Source organism: Burkholderia reimsis (genome assembly GCF_003294055.1).
Lineage (GTDB): Bacteria > Pseudomonadota > Gammaproteobacteria > Burkholderiales > Burkholderiaceae > Burkholderia > Burkholderia cepacia.
This window is the reverse complement of record NZ_QMFZ01000064.1, coordinates 12,461-30,012: the sequence shown is the minus strand read 5'-3', so window position 1 is coordinate 30,012 and position 17,552 is coordinate 12,461. Positions and strand designations below refer to the sequence as shown.

Annotated in this window: 12 protein-coding genes and 1 pseudogene; 2 read left to right on the top strand and 11 right to left on the bottom strand. The window is 60.0% G+C overall.

Going from position 1 to position 17,552, the window contains the following annotated elements; genetic code table 11:
* Positions 1-109: 109 nt before the first annotated feature.
* Positions 110-277, top strand: coding sequence for a hypothetical protein (locus tag DPV79_RS42940; protein ID WP_165843630.1), 168 nt, complete (start codon positions 110-112; stop codon positions 275-277).
* A gap of 355 nt (positions 278-632) precedes the next feature.
* Here the strand turns inward: DPV79_RS42940 and DPV79_RS39105 are convergent, their stop codons facing one another.
* The 10 genes from DPV79_RS39105 to DPV79_RS39060 form a co-directional block, all read right to left on the bottom strand.
* Positions 633-1,271, bottom strand: coding sequence for a hydrolase (locus DPV79_RS39105; protein WP_113047935.1), 639 nt, complete (start codon positions 1,269-1,271; stop codon positions 633-635).
* A 227-nt stretch (positions 1,272-1,498) separates the two neighbouring features.
* On the bottom strand, positions 1,499-2,446 hold the full coding sequence (locus tag DPV79_RS39100; protein ID WP_113047934.1) for a hypothetical protein: 948 nt from the start codon (positions 2,444-2,446) through the stop codon (positions 1,499-1,501).
* Between the two features lie 521 nt (positions 2,447-2,967).
* On the bottom strand, positions 2,968-3,426 hold the full coding sequence (locus DPV79_RS39095; RefSeq protein ID WP_133295776.1) for a hypothetical protein: 459 nt from the start codon (positions 3,424-3,426) through the stop codon (positions 2,968-2,970).
* A 271-nt stretch (positions 3,427-3,697) separates the two neighbouring features.
* Complete coding sequence (locus DPV79_RS39090; RefSeq protein WP_133295775.1) at positions 3,698-4,399, bottom strand: hypothetical protein; 702 nt, start codon at positions 4,397-4,399, stop codon at positions 3,698-3,700.
* Positions 4,400-4,538: 139 nt separating this feature from the next.
* The gene (locus DPV79_RS39085; RefSeq protein ID WP_113047931.1) at positions 4,539-4,856 is read right to left on the bottom strand and encodes an H-NS histone family protein; all 318 of its coding nucleotides are present in this window, start codon (positions 4,854-4,856) and stop codon (positions 4,539-4,541) included.
* Complete coding sequence (locus tag DPV79_RS39080) at positions 4,853-6,601, bottom strand: OmpA family protein (RefSeq protein ID WP_113047930.1); 1,749 nt, start codon at positions 6,599-6,601, stop codon at positions 4,853-4,855. Before DPV79_RS39080 ends, DPV79_RS39085 begins: the two co-directional genes overlap by 4 nt.
* Before the next feature lie 3 nt (positions 6,602-6,604).
* Positions 6,605-7,747, bottom strand: coding sequence for a DUF2827 domain-containing protein (locus tag DPV79_RS39075; protein ID WP_113047939.1), 1,143 nt, complete (start codon positions 7,745-7,747; stop codon positions 6,605-6,607).
* Positions 7,748-7,795: 48 nt separating this feature from the next.
* Positions 7,796-8,947 carry a DUF2827 family protein gene (locus tag DPV79_RS39070; protein WP_113047929.1) on the bottom strand — a complete coding sequence of 384 codons (1,152 nt, stop codon included), beginning with the start codon at positions 8,945-8,947 and terminating at the stop codon, positions 7,796-7,798.
* 276 nt (positions 8,948-9,223) lie between these two features.
* The gene (locus DPV79_RS39065; RefSeq protein WP_113047928.1) at positions 9,224-10,348 is read right to left on the bottom strand and encodes a DUF2827 domain-containing protein; all 1,125 of its coding nucleotides are present in this window, start codon (positions 10,346-10,348) and stop codon (positions 9,224-9,226) included.
* Positions 10,349-10,520: 172 nt separating this feature from the next.
* Positions 10,521-16,109 (bottom strand): YadA-like family protein, encoded by a 5,589-nt coding sequence (locus tag DPV79_RS39060; RefSeq protein WP_244321887.1) that lies wholly within the window; start codon positions 16,107-16,109, stop codon positions 10,521-10,523.
* Here DPV79_RS39060 and DPV79_RS43545 point away from each other — a divergent pair.
* A complete protein-coding gene (locus DPV79_RS43545) occupies positions 16,108-16,830 on the top strand; it encodes a hypothetical protein (protein WP_244321886.1) in 723 nt (240 codons plus the stop codon). The genes DPV79_RS39060 and DPV79_RS43545 overlap by 2 nt on opposite strands.
* Here the strand turns inward: DPV79_RS43545 and DPV79_RS43915 are convergent.
* A pseudogene (locus DPV79_RS43915) lies at positions 16,818-17,375 on the bottom strand (ESPR-type extended signal peptide-containing protein); the annotation flags it as partial. The gene DPV79_RS43545 and the pseudogene DPV79_RS43915 overlap by 13 nt on opposite strands.
* Between the last annotated feature and the right edge of the window lie 177 nt (positions 17,376-17,552).

Here is a 17,552-nt window from a genome sequence, read left to right as displayed (position 1 = left end):
CTGACGCTCGTGTTCCGGGCCTTCTCGATCATGATCACCGCGCGCTCTTCGGCGCTCAGATGCTTGTATTTCGTCATCGCAACACCCTATCTCATCAAAGGTGTTGCACTTGAAGCTAGAGTCTAAGGAGTATCGGCCGGCAGATCCCGACAAGCTCAACCTGCACTATGCGAATAGCGCGAGCTGCCACTATCACGCGCAGCGCAGCATCGAAACTGGACATGATCACGCGACAGGACATGGTCTTGCACTCGCCTGCTGCTGCGCGCTGAAGTAGCGTGGGGACGACTGTTGACTGCGTCAAACCGGCGTTTCCGTACTCCAGCGCCCGACTCTTGCGATTCAGCGGTACGCACCTGACGAGGACTGGCACGCTTGCCGAACTTGAAATTCCCTATAGTTACTACAGACTTTTTGGCGCCAATGTTAATTATGTCAAATATAATTGGTAGACCTTGGTAAAATGGCCCCGCTTGTGCCTGACGTACTCTGCGGCGTTCATCGCGCGATCTGCCGCGGATCCGCTCTTCGAGCTTGTAGAGTCGGTCCTGAAGCCCGACACCGTTGATATCGTGCCAGTTCGAAAGCGCGATGATCGCAAGGCCGATGCCTAGCGATCACCGCACCCGTTGTTACTCGTGTCCCAATGCGAACTGGACTCCTGCCGTACCTCCCGTTTCAATGAACAGGTTGACGAACTGCGCGACCGTTTCCTTGCGCGCCCAATCGCGCTGCAACTCGCAGAACAGCTGTGGAACACTGATCATCTGGCCACCAGCCTGCTCGATGCGTCGCAACGCCATGTCGTGTGCGATAACCGACGTGCCGCCGACCGCGTCTGCGACGACATAGACTTCGTAGCCTTGCTCCAGCGCGTCAAGTGCGGGAAAAGCAAGACAGACTTCACTCCATAAAGCTGTCATGATGAGCTTCTTCCGCCCAGTAGCCTCAACTGCCTTACGAAACTCGACATCCTCCCACGCATTGACGGTGGTGCGGTCATATGTGGGATATTGGTCCAATACCGTTCGCAGCTGCGGAATAGGTGCTTGGTTTAGGCCATTTTTCACATTCGCTGTGGAATGGACAATAGGCAAACCGTAAACAACTGCTGCCTTCGCGACACCAACAATGTTGTTGACGAGAAGTTGGCGATCCATCGAAGCGACAGTATTCACCTGCGGTGGTTGATAGTCGATGACGACGAACGCCGCATTTTGTGGGGTGAGTAGATGATCCTTCTTCGGATCGCGAATAAGCTCGCTGGGCATGAGTTTTCTCCTTGTTTAATACAGTGCGTGAGCGGCACCATTGACGTAAATTCAGCCATATCGACTCCAATCACCCGCCATCACACCGGAATCGCCGAATTGCTGCGCGTCGTCGTGGAACTGCCGAGCATTTTGCGCGTGAAGGGTCCGATTGCCGCCGCACACCGGCAATCGACACCCTCATCGGTACGCGGCAACAACGTGCCGCGCACAAGCTACACAGGCACTCACTGCTTGATGATCTGCCCGTATGCAACATAACCATAATCAGCCGAGTGCAACACGTAGAGGATCGAGCGCTGGAACCCGTTGGTCCCTTTGATAGGAACGAAGAGAATGGCTGCGCTGCCGAAAACAGGGATGCCTGCCGGCAACTTGCAGCCGGTGGAAGCCGCCGCAGACAACGTCATGTCGTACATGTTCTGGTTGGAGCCCGGCGTCGCAAGCAGCAATGTGCCGCTCATGTTGCAGCCGCTCAGCGTACCGCTGACCGTGCCATCGGATCCGACCATAAACGATGCCCCGGATGTGGCCCAAGTACCGGATACACTCGCCTGCGTCACCGCCAGTGCATTTTCCGCGTTGTACGTCCACGCGAAATTCGAAGCCGTTCCGCCTCGGTTAAGACTTCCCGACAACGTCTGCTTCGCGCTATCGGTCCCGGTGCTGTTGCCGATCTTAGTCGTGAACCCGGTCATGACATTGAAATTGGTTCCCGAGCTGATCGACCATGCATTCCCGGTGACGGCCAGGTTGGTGAAATCGGACGACATCGGGATTGACCCGGTCACGTTGAGTGTTGTCAGGTTGTTGTGCGGATCGACCAACGCGATCGTCGTATTGGGGAGCGTCCCAGTGGATACCGACCAGATCCCCGTCGGATCGTTCGCCGACGCGGCTGTCGAACCCGTCTGAGGCGTTTTCAGGCTCGGCATGACTTCCCCCACGGTAACGGGCTGTGACGATGCGAGTGGGGCACTGGCCGGCAGTGCGACGACCGGCGTCGACGCGACGACGGGTGCACTGGCCGAGTTCGCCGGGGAGGCCGGACTTCCGGCGGTCGCGGATGTTTCGCTCGTTGCGCTGGAGGAACCGTCCCTGCCGTCCCCACATCCAGCTACGATGAAACTGGCGATCACACCGGCCACCAGCAAACAGAGATTATTTTTCTTCATGACCAATCCGCTTATTAAGTAATGCAAATTTAATGATCGACTTCCTTTACCACTCTCTTCCAGCGTCACCGAAATGATTGCTACTATCAGAGGATCTTCGCCGAACAGGCTCTCCGCATGCAGTTCGTTGTTCGATTTCCATATAAAAAGCGAGCACCATCAACCAGCAACGATTGCCGTCAATGCAACAGTCCACTATGGACTGACAAAACGACGCTTTCCCTCGTCGCGATATCCGTGTCTCCTCGTCACCGCCTCCTTATGATGTCGCTTGCCTCTCAATACGTGCGACCCTCTGCGCCCGGCACCTACATGCGAAGTGGCCTCCGGTTTAACGCTGACGGCCGTAAGCCACCGCTCGCCATATGAGGCGGAAGCAACCAACGGAAACGTGATCAACATGGCAAAGAGACAGCTCACCGAGCGACGTCGGATCAATGCATACCGGTTCATTTCCATACTTGTCCAAACCGCAGTCAAACGACTTTGCCCTCCCGCGCTTGTTGCAAACGTGCAACCAATCAGATCCAGACGCCTTCGACACGACTGCCGTTAATGGGTGATTGATTTCCGGAAAGTGCGAAAATGGAGAGCTTCTTCCAGGCGTCAACATAATCCGATTTCGGGATGTACTGGATGACTTCATCGAATCGACGCAAGATCGCCTCTATCCCGGGCAACCATTCCGCTTCAAGCCTCCAGTCGCTACGCTTTTCGGCCTCCTGGATACATTTGCTCAGCGCTGCCTCGACATTGAGAAAGAGCGACTGGTCAGACGACGAGCAGGCCGTTCCGAGCAGGAAGTGGGTCATGTAAAGCACGCGCAGCAGCGTGACCATGGTTTCCGGCGTACCATGCCCGGAACGCATCGCTGCCAATGCAAGATGGTTTTCGAGCGAGATGCCGCGGGCAACACCTGCCGGCAATGGCAGTAGCATTTCCTTGTTGCGAGGAATTCGTATTTGGCGTTTCTTTTTCATGCTTTCATCGGGCCGATTGACCGGCCTCCTCACTGATTCCCTGCAGGCGATTCCCGAATATCATGGCCCGATCGATCGGGCCGAAAAAATTGCCGACAGCACCAGATGCAATGCACCCCAGGTCATAAGCGACGCGCACAGCACACCGACCAGTAACCAAAAAATGTGGGAGCTTTTTTTTCCAGACTCCGCTCTGTCGTGTCGACAGTGAGACGATTGACCACGAATCAAGTCCTTGACGTCTCCGATCCCCATTCCGCCGCGTCGTCGCTCATGCATCGAACGCGCCTCTCCGCCGCAACACGCAGTCGAGTCCCGGCTGAATGCTTTCGCGCCAGGCTAAACGCAAGTCGGCAACGAGTCTCACAACATCCTGCGTGGCCTTTCCGTCGAGGCTCCCGTCGTGTATCGAGGATGCCGCATAGGCCGTTTCGGACATCTCATCCTCATTCGGGTGAATCAAAAATACGAAGGAGCCGGCGACCATCGACTTCCCGATCACATAGAAAAGGATTGGCGTCCTCCAACCGTCCGTCGGAAGGTCGGTCTCATCGCGAATCGATGCGCTATCCGAACCGCTTCGCAAGTAGGTCGACGAATCGGAACCTGCACCGCCATCAGCCGATACGTCGGTCTCGCGAGAATCACAAATCGATCGTCGATGCTGCCGCTCGAACACGCTGTTGTACTGGCTCAGGACGTTCGGAATCAGCACGGCGACTTCCTCGTCTGGCACCGTGTCGCCCAGGGATCGCACTTCGATGAAGAATCCTGCGCCCCCGCGGCGCCAAACGTATAGATCAGGGAAGCACCGCGTGCTTGCGGTGTGGTTCTTCGTAACGGCAAATCGATCCTCACATAGTCCGATCGGAGTCGCCTCGACACCCTGTTCGAGGCCCGCGTGATCTGCATTCCAGCCGGCCGCAATGAAATGCGTGTCGCAGATGGTCTTTGCGACCTCCTCGATCAACACGTACTTCCACCACAAATTTGCGTGCATTTTCGTTCGATTTCCATGATTCAGTCAGGCCACGTCCGCAACTGGTGTCAGCACCATCGCGAGCGCGTCATACTCCCGCCACGTTCCTGACGACAGCATCTCAAACGAGAGATCAATCCGAGCCTTCGGAGGGCTCATCGATCGGCTCAATCAAATAGTCCCGCGGATTCTTTCCTTGCAACCAAAGTGGCGTCCGCCCGCGCCCGCTCCATGTCGTTCCGGTTTCCGGATTCCAGTATTTCGGCTTGATCTTTGCTCGCTTCGTCGAGCCGTTTGTCTGCCCGTCCGGGATCAGGTTCAGGTCGACACCAGACACCAGAAGGGCTTGCCTGACTTGCTCCGCGAGCAATGCTGCCTCCTGGCGGCGTGCCGCGTCCAGCTCCGTAAAAAGCATGTCGATCCGGCTCAGTATTTCCTTGTATTTGCTCATCGCGGTGCACCACTACGTTCGTCAGCCGGAACAAATTCGATTCGCCGGTTCGCAAAGCGACCCATCACCGTCAGGTCGCTTTCGACCGGCTTTGCGTTGCCATAGCCCTTCGCGACCAGGGTCTGTGACGACACACCGGCCGCAATCAAATACGCCCGCACAGCCTGGGCGCGCTTCTCGGAAAGCGCCAGATTCGCTTGAAGATCGCCGCTGTTGTCCGAATGCGCCGTCACCACCAGTGAGATCGGGTGCTGCATGGCCTGACAGGCGGCCAGAAGATTCGCCGACTGCTCGAGACTCGCTTTCGCCGCTGAAGGCACGTGGCCACTGGATCGCGCGAAATCGATCAATTGCATGTTCAACGCCTTCGAAACCGCGAGCGCATCGCAATGTGTTCCAAACGGCTCGAGACGATTCAGTGCCTGGGCAAGCGCTTCGTTGGACCGTTCCATCAGGTGGACAGGGTCGAAAATTTCGATGAGGTATTCGCTGCCCAACGCTGCCGCGAGGCCGGCTATCGATTCACTCGCGACCCGCGCCACGGGTGCCCAGAGCTGAACGTGCGCGTTCTGCACGATGCCTTCGACACGCGGCGATCGCATCAATTGAAACCATGCGTCTAGCCGCCCCAGCCAGACAGCCGGCGCAACGGTCCGATCCACGACGAGGTTCAACGTATAGCGCCCGCTGCCGAACCGATTCTCGAGCGCGTCGCTGAGTGCCCGCCGTTCCGCATCGTTGTTGAGTACGGCCTCGACGACAGGAGAGCCGGACGAGTCGACTTTGAACTCGAGCTTCGCGCTCTTTGACGGCTCCGGTAACGTGTCCTTTCGCTGATCGGCCGAACCGGCCTTCACCGCGGAAGCCGGGCTTGCGGGCGGCACGACACGGTCGCCGACATGCTGCTGAGCCAGCGACCGACTCGCCGGCATCGTCGATACCGTTCCGTCTGCCGCATGGCGGACACCGGCCAAGCGGCTCGGAAGATCGAAGTATTGGAGGTGCCATGCCGCCGCTCCGGCGGCCAGGATAACCGCCGCACCGCAGACCGCGACCCACATGCGACGTGGCCTGAACCATCGTCCGCCCTGCGCTTTGAGCACCACGGTGCCGGAATCGGGATCCGAGCCCCACGATTGCCCGGCAAGCCGACGGGTAACGGCCTCCAGTCTTCCGCTCACGACACCGGGAAACTCGGTGGCCGACGTCGACGCGGTCAGTTGCGAGATTCCATCCGTCATGTGCTTCTGCAGCAGCGGAACCTGCGATCGCAAAACGAGCAGGAAGTCTCTCAGTCCGCACTGCTCGAGCAGTAGGCACCGCTTGAGCGCCCCGTAGAGCACCGCGCATGAAAGGCCGACCAATACGTGTGCAGCTTGCGGCGGTATTCCGGAGATGGCCCCGACATGGTCGCCATACTCCGCGAGCCGACGCGCGGTCGTTCGCAAAGCCAGCCTGTCCGCCGCCGATTCAACGTCCTTCAAGCCGGCAGTGCTAGTCACGCATGCGGCAAGACGCGTCGCGACATGGACATCCGCATCCTCCGAACGAACGATCGAGAAAATGCGCTCCGCGTCCTCGACCGAACCGACGGACGCCACCAACGCGGCAAGCAGTACCGGCGTTGCATAGGTCGTCACCCGTCGCAGGATGTCTGCGGAAAGCCCGATCGTTTGCGACAGTCTGTCAAGCACCGCATCGGTGATGATGCCGCTCCCCGCCTGTACCAAATCAAACTTTTCCAACGCTCACCCCGCACATTTCACACTGCGATCGCTCATCAACACATCGAGCAGCACGTCATAGCTGGCAACGACTTCCGGATTCGTCGCGAGAAAGCTGCCGATCACCCGGCGTTGCGTCGTTCGGTACGCCTCCCAGTCGTCGTCGTGATGCTGCAACACGTCGATCAGCCTCGCCGCGCCCGCCTGCACATCGTTGCCTGGATAGAAGTAGCCGAGATCCGCGCACAGTTGCGCGTTATGAACCAGCGGGAACCCGTTCCAGCACGCGTCGAAGTAGAAGTAGTTCAGCGCCAGGCCCCACTGATGCGACACCACCACGTCCGTGTTTTCGGACAGGAAACTCGGCGTGTCGTAACGTCCGACGAAGCTCACTTTCGACTGGCGAACCAGATCCAGGTACTGCGCGATGCCGATGAATTCCGGTGAACGGCGCGCAAGGTGCTCGGCATTGGTGACATGCATGTACTCGATCGCATCCGGTACCTTCCTGAACGCTTCCTCCGCGATCAGAAGCGGGTACAGGCAAAATTTCAGCACGTCGATATTCGGTTCCATGACGGTCAGGCGCTTTGCTGCCGCGCGCGGACGATACTGCCCTTCGAACGGCAGATCCCGCGTTCGCATTTCGAGACACATCGGGTCCCACACGAACGGAACTTCGACCACTGGCATTCTCCGCAGCGAACCGAGAAAGGCGGCACTGGTTTCCATCACCTGCGGAATGACCCACACTGCGTCGTATTCCTGGTTGATGAAAACGGAATCGCACATTCTTCGGCCAAATATCATCGCCTCGATCATCTGCACGTATTCCGGCCCGCAGCAGTAGCTCACCACCTTGGCCCCGCGCTCTTTCAGGTAGCGCGTCTGACGTTCGCTGATTTGCCCCCCAAGCTCGATGAGCACGTCGACCGAATCCTTGGCGTCCTGAAACGAACGCGTCGGAAAAGAACGCTTGTCCCATGGTAGGTCGCCGGTCACGTCGATGTCGGTCGTGTTGACCAGCATCACCTCATGCCGACGCGGCGATTGTTGAAACATCTTCGCGAGATACAACGCGTTCTGCTTGATGCCGTTCACCCACAGGCTTTCTGCACTGTCGCGCATCCCGATCGTGATGCCGATTCGAATTCCTCGTTTCGTCATGTCTTTCTCCGTGGCCTCGCTCACTTTCCGATAGACGGCCATCGCCGCTCAAAATCCCACCGCACGGGCAATAGTTTGCCGGCTCGCATGCAACAATCGCTGCGCATACGCCGCGCGATTGCCGGCGTCGTGCGGGCTCAAGCGGGAGAACAGCGCGCGCGCACGTCGCATGTATCCGTCATGGCCGGCATCATGTTCGTACGCGGCAAAGAGCAGCATCGCCGCACCCTCTTTGACGTTGGAGCCCTCGTAAAAATAGCCGGCCTCCATCAGCCACGGCGAGTTGTGCACGAGCGGATAACCGCCATAAAGCGCATCCAAATACAGGTAGTTCTGATCGTTGCCCCATTGATGGCTGACCACGGCGTCCGCGTGCTGGCTCATGTACCCCACGAAATCGTGACGCGCATAGAAGTGCACCTTCTGCTTTTCATGAAGCTTGAGCGAGCGCGTCAGGAACGTGAACGTCGGGTGTTCTGCCATGTGGACGCTATTCAGGATGTCTAGCCGTTCGATGGCGCGCGAGTCCTTTCGGTATGCCTCGTCGCAAATCAACGCAGGCACGGCGAAGCATTTGTTCACCGAGATATTGGGTTCGAGGATTGCCACCTTCAGCCCATGTGGCTGGTTTCCATCAGTCCGCCGCCGCCGAAGCACATAACCAAAGGCATGACCGTTCTGTTCAACCTGCTTTGCGCGCGCATCCAGAAACACCGGATCCCACAGATACGGCACCTCGAATACGGGACACCGGTGCAGCGATCTGAGCATCGGGATGAAAGCGCGATCCTTCCCGAGCACCCAGATCTCGTCGCAACGCTCGGCTCTCGAAAAGAAGCCGCGCCGCTCAAAAATAGAAGGTTCGATCAAACCGACGTACGGCTGACCGCAGCACATGAAGATGACTTTCTTGCCCAGTGCGCGAATGTAGTCGACCCACTCGAGGTCGAGCCCACCGCTCATCTCGATGACGACATCGACCAGATCCGTCGCCGCCCGCGCAGCCATCAGCGGATAGCCCTGTGCCAGCGCTTCGGCTTCGTGCGGCACGGTGGTGCGATCGCCGCAGTTGATCAGCAGGACCTGAGAAACCGCCGGAAGCGACCTCAGTAGTCCCGCCAAAAAGAACACGTTTTGTCCAAGGCCGTTTTCCCAGATGCTCTGGCCTTCGTGCGTCAGTACCGAAATTCCCACCCGCATTTCTTCTACCCCTATCTGGTTGGCGACCCGCGCCCGTAGTTCGAGCGCATCCCAATTGGTCGCCTGTTATCCGAATCTTTGCTCGCCGCTGCTACCGCACCGCTTCCTGCGGTCCAGTTCTTCACGTGTCGCCCCGCACGACAAAAAAGGGGACCGCGGCACGTCGGCCGCGGCCCTGCAAAAAGCCACGTCGTTCCAGCGAGCGAGGACTGCCACTGGGCGGGGTGACGTGGCCGTGACAGCGGTTACGCGTTCATGTCGATTCCTGTCGTCGAATCATGCGAACAGCGCTTCGAGTTCAGCCGAGTAGATCCGAACGTTCTCATCCGATTCGGGATCCAGCGTCGCGAGAAATTTCCGTGTCTCGTGCCGATACGCATCGAGATTGGCGTCGTGTTCGGCATACGCGCGTCGAAGAGCGAGCGCTCCCTCCTCGCAATCGAAGTCCGCGTAGCGATACCCGCATCCACCGATGAAAGCCGAGTTGTGGATCAACGGATAGCCGCCATGCAGTGCTTCGTAATACACATAGTTCTGACCGTTTTCCCAGTGGTGTGCAATGACGGCATCGGCCTGGCGGCTCATGATCTGATACACGGCCATACGCGGCTCGAACGTTCCGATACCGTGGCGTACGAGGTCGAGACTTCGCGCGAAGCCGACGAACACCTGGTCCTCCTTGATTCGCATCGCGTTGAACACGCGAAGCACTTCAATGAAGTTCGGGTCGTGGCGATGCGCGACATCGGCCACCAGCATCGGAATGTGGCAGGTCTTCACCATGCAGATGTTTGGCTCGAGGACCGCCAGTCTCCAGCGCGCCCGTCCGGGCTGGTAGGCAAATGAAAGGTCCGATCCGTCGTCCCGGATCGAACGTTCGAGCAACGCTGGACTCCACAGATGGGGCATCGCCCTTACCGGCGCACGCATCGTCGCACCGTAGTAGTCCGCGCAGGTCATCTCGAATGCCGGCAACGTCCATACGGCGCTGTACGGCGTGCCGGATACGAGCGTCCCATGCGGCTTGTCGAACATCATGCGTTCGATATCGATCACGTAGTCGTTCGCCACGCGCATGCCGATGATGTGCCCGCCCTTCTCCCTGAATGCCTTCGCCCAGACGACATCGAGTTGTGCGCTCAGCTCGATCGTCACGTCGAGTTTTTCCTGAGCAGTATTGAGATCGATGACCGGCGCCGGAGCGAGCGCCAGAAAGTCGCCTGCGTCTGTCGGCCGCCCCGGCCCGCCATTCACCAGAAATACCTCTCCCACTATCGGTGACCGCCTCAACAGCATCACCAGAAAGAAGCAGTTCTGGAAAATTCCGTTCTCCCAGATCGACTGCGCACCTTCGCGCAAATAGATCGTCACGCCGACCTTCAACTTTCGCCTTTCATTCATTGTTCAGCTCCTGGTCGCGCCCGCACACGACAGTTTCTTGAGTTTTGAGATGTCTTCCCCACCCGTCAAAAAAGGTCGTGGCACTCCTGGCACCCGAGGCCACGACAAACGGGGGAAACAGATTTCGCGCGATCGGGGCGTACCGTGACGCCCCGATCGCGTTGCTACGTGCTTACCACTGGTACGAAACGCCGGCCCCTGCCGCAACACCCGCCGACGTCAGGCCGACACCTGCCTTCATCTTCAGGTTCTGCGTGATGCGAGCCGTGACGCCGAGCGCCGATGCGGCATAGCCGTGATACGTCGCCGCGCCGATGCCGACCGCGATCGTCTTGCCGACGTCGACGTCCGGAATCATCGTCAGGGCGGTAGCAGCGGCCACCCCCGAGTAGGCGTCACGAGCCACCTGGTTGACGCTCGACTGAACGCGCCAGATCTGGTTCATGTTCGCCGCGTCGGTGCCGTTCACACCTGCAGCCACGTTGGTCAGACGACGCTCGTTGCCCTCCGAGCCGATCGACACCGTGTTCGCCTCGTTCGCGACGGAGCCTGCGCCCAGCGCGACCGAGTTGGGTGCCGATGCGACCGAATTGGCACCCAGCGCCGTGGCGGCGGACCCCGATGCATTCGCGTTCTTGCCCAACGCCGTGGCGTCCGTGCCCGAAGCGGATGCACCCATGCCGACTGCCGTCGCGCCTTGCCCCGTAGCGCTCGCGCCCGTACCGTACGCAGTGGCACCGATCGTGTTTGCCTTCGCGGTGACAGCCACCAGCGGCGCAAGAGCGGTCGACAACGCGTTGAGGTTGTTGTCAGTCGTGGAGAGACCGGTGGACAGCGATGCCACGTTGCTGTTCGTCGTCGACAGGCCGGTCGACAGCGATGCCACGTTGCTGTTCGTCGACGACAGGCCAGTCGACAGCGATGCCACGTTGCTGTTCGTCGACGACAGTGCTGTCGACAACGATGTCACGCCGTTTTGCACGCCGTTGATGGCAGTCGAGGTCGACGTCGACAGCGAGCTGAGCTGGCTGTAGTTCACCGCGTCCGTCGGATTCACACCTGCTGCAACGTTGGTCAGCCTCACGGGTGTGGTTGCCCCCACCCCGCCCAGCGTGACCGTGCTGTGCGTCGAGTCGTCGTACTGGACCGAGTTGGCCGCGCTGTTCGACAGCGAGCTGATAGCGCTCGACGTCGACGTCGAGAGCGAGGTCAGATTGCTGTTTGTCGTGGAGAGACCCGTCGACAGGGAACCTACACCGCTTTGCGCCGTGCTGATGCCCGTCGAAGCAGACGTCGACAGCGAAGTCAGGTTGCTGTTCGTCGTCGACAAACCGGTCGACAGGGAGTCCACACCGCTTTGTGCCGTGCTGATACCCGTCGAGGCGGACGTCGACAGCGAAGTCAGGCTGCTGTTCGTCGTCGACAGACCCGTCGACAGCGAATCCACACCGCTTTGTGCCGTGCTGATACCCGTCGAGGCAGACGTCGACAGCGAGCTCACGTTGCTGTTCGTCGTCGACAAGCCGGTCGACAGCGAATCCACGCCGCTTTGCGCCGTGCTGATGCCCGTCGAGGCAGACGTCGACAGCGAAGTCAGGCTGCTGTTTGTCGTCGACAGACCGGTCGACAGCGAATCCACGCCGCTTTGTGCCGTGCTGATACCCGTCGAGGCAGACGTCGACAGCGAGCTCACGTTGCTATTCGTCGTCGACAGACCGGTCGACAACGAGGCGACGTTGCTGTCCGTCGAAGACAGTGCCGTCGACAGCGATGTCACGCCGCTTTGCGCAGTGCTGATCCCCGTCGAAGTCGAGGTCGACAACGAATACAGCTGCTGGCCGTTGGTGGCGTCCGTGCTGGTCGCGCTCACTGCACCCGGGGCGACGTTGATGATGCGGCGTTGCTGCGACGCACTGCCGACCGAGAACACATTCGCTTGGCCGCCGTCGGACGAATTCGCGCCGATCGCAACGCTGTTCGTGCCCGTCGTCGCTGCGTTCAGGCCGATCGCGATATCGCCCGTCTGCGGCGCAGCGGAGGTGCCTGCCGCGGCCCCATCGCCAAGCGCGATGGCCGATTGACCATACGCGGATGCATTGTTGCCGATCGCAACGGCACCTTGCCCGAACGCGGTGTTCGAGTTGCCGAGGGCAACCGCACCGCCCGTACCACCATATTGCGTGGCGTCGGCCGTGTTGTTGTTACCGCCCGCGAACGAACCCGTGCCCGTCGCGACGTTCGGATCGCCGATTGCTACGGCGCCTACACCGTTGGCAACGTTGCCGTGGCCGATCGAGACAGCCCCGGCGCCCGGTGCGCTGGCATCGGTACCGAATGCAACCGAATCGGCGCCCGTTGCGCTTGCGCCATTGCCGCCCGCGATTGCGTTCGTGCCCGTTGCAGTCGTCGTCACGGTCTGCGGGTCGTACTGGCTACGCACCACGCCACCCTGGCCTTGCTGCATGTTGACGATGGACGTCGACAGCGTGCTGATTCCGGTCGAAGCGGAGGTCGACAGCGAGCTGAGCTGGCTGTAGTTCACCGCGTCCGTCGGATTCACGCCTGCCGCGACATTGGTCAGCGTCACCGGCGTCGTCGACCCCACACCACCCAGCGTGACCTTGCTGTGCGTCGAGTCGTCATACTGGACCGAGTTCGCGGCGCTGTTCGACAGCGTGCTGATGGCGCTCGACGTCGACGTCGAGAGCGACGTCAGGTTGCTGTTCGTCGTGGACAGACCCGTCGACAGGGAACCCACACTGCTATTCGTCGCCGAGAGGCCAGTGGACAGCGAATCCACACCGCTTTGCGCCGTGCTGATACCCGTCGAAGCCGATGTCGACAACGAAGTCACGTTGCTGTTCGTCGTCGACAGACCCGTCGACAGCGAATCCACGCCGCTTTGTGCGGTGCTGATGCCCGTCGAGGCAGACGTCGACAGCGAGCTCACGTTGCTGTTCGTCGTCGACAAGCCAGTCGACAGCGAATCCACACCGCTCTGCGCCGTGCTGATACCCGTCGAGGCAGACGTCGACAGCGAGCTCACGTTGCTGTTCGTCGTCGACAGACCGGTCGACAGCGAATCCACACCGCTTTGTGCCGTGCTGATGCCCGTCGAAGTCGACGTCGACAGCGAGCTAAGCTGGCCGTAGTTCACCGCGTCCGTCGGATTCACACCCGCTGCGACGTTGGTCAGCGTCACCGGCGTCGTCGATCCGACTCCACCCAGCGTGACCTTGCTATGCGTCGAATCGTCATACTGGACCGAGTTGGCCGCACTGTTCGACAGCGTGCTGATGGCGCTCGACGTCGATGTAGACAGCGAGGTCAGGTTGCTGTTGGTCGTCGACAGACCCGTCGACAGGGAACCAACACTGCTGTTCGTCGTCGAGAGTCCAGTGGACAGCGAATCCACACCGCTTTGCGCCGTGCTGATACCCGTCGAGGCAGACGTCGACAGCGCGCTCACGTTGCTATTCGTCGTCGACAGACCCGTTGACAGCGAATCCACACCGCTTTGTGCCGTGCTGATGCCCGTCGATGCAGACGTCGAAAGCGAAGTCACGTTGCTATTCGTCGTCGACAGACCCGTTGACAGCGAATCCACACCGCTTTGTGCCGTGCTGATGCCCGTCGAAGTCGACGTCGACAGCGAGCTGAGCTGGCTGTAGTTCACCGCGTCCGTCGGATTCACGCCTGCTGCGACATTGGTCAACGTCACCGGCGTCGTCGAACCCACGCCACCCAGTGTGACCTTGCTGTGCGTCGAATCGTCATACTGGACCGAGTTGGCCGCACTGTTCGACAGCGTGCTGATGGCGCTCGACGTCGATGTCGACAGCGAGGTCAGGTTGCTGTTCGTCGTGGACAGACCCGTCGACAGGGAACCCACACTGCTGTTCGTCGTCGAGAGACCAGTGGACAGCGAATCCACACCGCTTTGCGCCGTGCTGATACCGGTCGAAGCCGATGTCGACAGCGAAGTCACGTTGCTGTTCGTCGTCGACAGACCCGTCGACAGCGAATCCACGCCGCTTTGCGCCGTGCTGATGCCCGTCGAGGCAGACGTCGACAGCGAGCTCACGTTGCTGTTCGTCGTCGACAAGCCAGTCGACAGCGAATCCACGCCGCTTTGTGCGGTGCTGATGCCCGTCGAGGCAGACGTCGACAGCGAGCTCACGTTGCTGTTCGTCGTCGACAAGCCAGTCGACAGCGAATCCACACCGCTCTGCGCCGTGCTGATACCCGTCGAGGCAGACGTCGACAGCGAGCTCACGTTGCTGTTCGTCGTCGACAGACCGGTCGACAGCGAATCCACACCGCTCTGCGCAGTGCTGATACCCGTCGAGGCAGACGTCGACAGCGAAGTCACGTTGCTGTTCGTCGTCGACAAACCGGTCGACAGCGAATCCACACCGCTTTGTGCCGTGCTGATGCCCGTCGAAGTCGACGTCGACAGCGAGCTGAGCTGGCTGTAGTTCACCGCATCCGTCGGATTCGCGCCTGCTGCGACATTCGTCAGCGTCACCGGCGTCGTCGAACCCACGCCACCCAGCGTGACCTTGCTGTGCGTCGAATCGTCATACTGGACCGAGTTGGCCGCGCTGTTCGACAGCGTGCTGATGGCGCTCGACGTCGACGTCGACAGCGAGGTCAGATTGCTGTTCGTCGTGGACAAACTTGTCGACAGGGAACCCACGCCGCTTTGCGCCGTACTGATACCCGTCGAAGCCGACGTCGACAGCGAAGTCACGTTGCTGTTCGTCGTCGAGAGACCGGTCGACAGCGAATCCACACCGCTCTGCGCCGTGCTGATGCCCGTCGAAGCCGACGTCGACAGCGAAGTCACATTGCTGTTCGTTGTCGAGAGCCCCGTCGACAGCGAATCCACACCGCTTTGCGCCGTGCTGATACCCGTCGAAGCCGATGTCGACAGCGAAGTCACATTGCTGTTCGTTGTCGAGAGCCCCGTCGACAGCGAATCCACGCCGCTCTGCGCCGTGCTGATACCCGTCGAAGTCGACGTCGACAGCGAACTGAGCTGACTGTAGTTCACCGCGTCCGTCGGGTTCACGCCTGCTGCGACATTGACGATACGGCGTTGCTGCGATGCACTGCCGACCGAGAACACATTGGCCTGGCCGCCGTCGGACGAATTCGCGCCGATTGCAACGCTGTTCGTGCCCGTCGTCGCTGCGTTCAGGCCGATCGCGATATCGCCCGTCTGCGGCGCAGCCGAAGTGCCTGCCGCGGCCCCATCGCCAAGCGCGATGGCCGATTGACCATACGCGGATGCATTGTTGCCGATCGCAACGGCACCTTGCCCGAACGCGGTGTTCGAGTTGCCGAGGGCAACCGCACCGCCCGTACCACCATATTGCGTGGCGTCGGCCGTGTTGTTGTTACCGCCCGCGAACGAACCCGTGCCCGTCGCGACGTTCGGATCGCCGATGGCGACTGCGCCTTCGCCGTTCGCGACGTTGCCGTCACCGATGGAAACGGAGCCCAGGCCCGGCGCGCTGGCATTGGTGCCGAACGCGACCGAATTGTCGCCGGCTGCGTTAGCGCCATTACCGGCTGCGAGTGCGTTCAGCCCGGTTGCCGTCGTCGTCACGGTCTGCGGGTTGTACTGGCTGCGCATCACACCGTTCTGACCCTGCTGAAAGCCGGCGATCGCCGTCGAGGTCGACGTCGACAGCGAGGTCACGCCAGTCGAGAGCGAAGCGGCCGCGGTCGACGCCGACGTCGACAGGCTGGTCATGCTGCTACTGGTGGTCGACACCGCCGTCGACGCGGAAGTCGACAGCGAGATCACATTGCTGTTGGTCGACGACAGCGACGTCGACAGCGAACCGATGCCGCTCTGCGCCGTGCTGAGGCCAGAGGACGTCGCCACGGACAGACTGGCCACATTGCTGTTGGTGGTTGACAGCGCAGTCGAGACCGAGCCGACACCCGTCGACAGGGAACTCACCGCCGTCGATGCCGACGTCGACAGACTCGCGACGCTGCTGTTCGTTGTGGAGAGCGCAGTCGACGCCGACGTCGACAGCGACGTCATCGTGCTGTTGGTCGTCGAAAGCCCGGTCGACAGCGAGTTCACGCCCGTGGAAAGCGACGCCTCGGCAGTCGACGACGTGGTCGACAAGCTTGTGAGGCCGCTATTTGCGGTAGAGACCGCCGTCGACGTCGAAGTCGACAGTGACGTCAGGCTGCTATTCGTCGACGCAACGGACGTGGACAGCGAATTCACGCCGCTTTGGGCCGAGCTGATACCGCTCGACGCGGACGTCGACAGCATCGTCAGATTGCTGTTGGTCGTCGACAGCGATGTCGACAACGAACTTACGCCGGTAGACAGCGATCCCACGGCAGTCGAAGTCGAGGTAGATAACGACGTCACCGTGCCGTTGGTGGTCGACAGAGCCGTCGACAGTGAGACGATGCCGGTCGACGTCGACGTCGACAGCGAGAACAACTGACTACCATTGGTGGCGTCGGTAGAGGTCGAGCTCACAGTGCCCGCAGCAAGACCGGTGATCTTGTTCGAAGAGAGCGTGATATTGCTGCTGATGTTGATACCACCGAGCGCGCTGATATTTAATGGCCCGGTGTTGATCGTAATGAAGCCTCCGGCACTATTGACGTACATGTAGTTTATTCCGGATGCCCCACCGCCAGCCTCAATGCCAGCCGCTTGGCCCGCGCTACAACCGGCCATCCATGGTTGATTACCGGAAAACGCGCCAGATGCGCCGTAATACTCCGACGTCGTTGGTGAACACGCATAAGCGGAAAATTGTGCGTATGCCGAATTGCCGCCGGAAAATTCGGCGATCAGCATCAACACACCCACCATCGCGATTCGCATGGGTGTCGCCATTCCGAACGAGCCCCCTGCCACGTCGACCGGCAATGCCGATTCGACCGTAGCAGAAACACCCTTGCCGGCCGCCTTCGATATTTCGCTGACAACCACCCAGCAATTCCTTACCACACTGAAAATAACTCTATAAGCTTTATTCATTATTAACCTCCAACCTCACCGTTTTCGCCGTGCAATATTTTTTTGTATTGCAAAGCGGCGCCTCGTGCCAAAGAAAGCAGTCAATCCTCCCCTGCGTGATCACAAAACCCGTTAATACGCTCTTTCGGAAGACCCACATAAATTTCCGATCGTCGAAAAATCAACGAACCAAGCGAA